This is a genomic window from Cellulomonas bogoriensis 69B4 = DSM 16987 (assembly GCF_000767165.1).
GTDB lineage: Bacteria > Actinomycetota > Actinomycetes > Actinomycetales > Cellulomonadaceae > Actinotalea > Actinotalea bogoriensis.
Window position 1 is genome coordinate 1 of sequence record NZ_AXCZ01000384.1, and the last position, 844, is coordinate 844.

Here is an 844-nt window from a genome sequence, read left to right on the forward strand (position 1 = left end):
ACCAGCACGCGGGTCGCCCACGGGCGATGCCGCACCGGTGAGGTGCGCCCGGGCGCAGCCGGGATCTGGGGCCCGGCGCCGCGGCTGGCGCGCGCCGGGAGGCTCGCTGAGCTCAACGACGAATGGTCCGTTCCTGCACCGCAACCACCGCCCGGCGCCACATGGTGACGTCCAGGATCGATCCCTCGAGGGGGTTGCGGGGCTTGGGAACCGCAGGCGTCCGTGCCGCGGGGGTCGACGAGGAACCGGCCGCCGGGGCGACGACCGCAGACTCAGGGGTGGTACCGGCGTGGCCGGTCGGGTCGCCGTCCATGGCGACCAGGCTCGACACGTCCGCAGGGACGTCGGCCACCAGGCGCTCGAGCGTGGCAGCATCCAGCTCCACACGGGCGTCGCCGTCGGGCTCGGGCTCAGGCTCCGGCATCTCCATCTCGGTCAGCAGGGACACCCCCTGCTCACCGACACCGAGCAGCAGCCGGCGCCCGCCGACCTCCACCAGGGCCAGGCCGGCCTTGCCCCCCAACGACTGACGCCCCACGACGGTCATCGCCTCCGCGCGGCGGCGACGCGCCGCAGAGGTGCCCTGGACGCGGCGCGCGATGAGCCACAGCAGGCCCAGCACGCACCCCAGGGACAGCAGGACCCGAAGGCCCAGCACCAGGTCGGAGGAGTCCATGGGCTCAGACGCCCTCGTTCGCGACGATCTCGGTGATGCGGATCCCGTAGTCCTCGTCGACGACGACGACCTCGCCGCGCGCCACCAGGCGCCCGTTGACCATCACGTCCGCCGGTGCACCCGCGGCACGGTCCAGCTCCAGGACCGTGCCCGGGACCAGCTCCAGGA

Annotated in this window: 2 protein-coding genes; both read right to left on the reverse strand. The window is 73.9% G+C overall.

Translation table 11 applies throughout. The features are described from left to right. Positions 1-112: 112 nt before the first annotated feature. On the reverse strand, positions 113-676 hold the full coding sequence (gene fliO / locus N869_RS16745; RefSeq protein WP_052105661.1) for a flagellar biosynthetic protein FliO: 564 nt from the start codon (positions 674-676) through the stop codon (positions 113-115). A gap of 4 nt (positions 677-680) precedes the next feature. Beyond that, the coding region (locus tag N869_RS15590; protein WP_035063204.1) for a FliM/FliN family flagellar motor switch protein at positions 681-844 on the reverse strand (164 nt) is incomplete at its 5' end.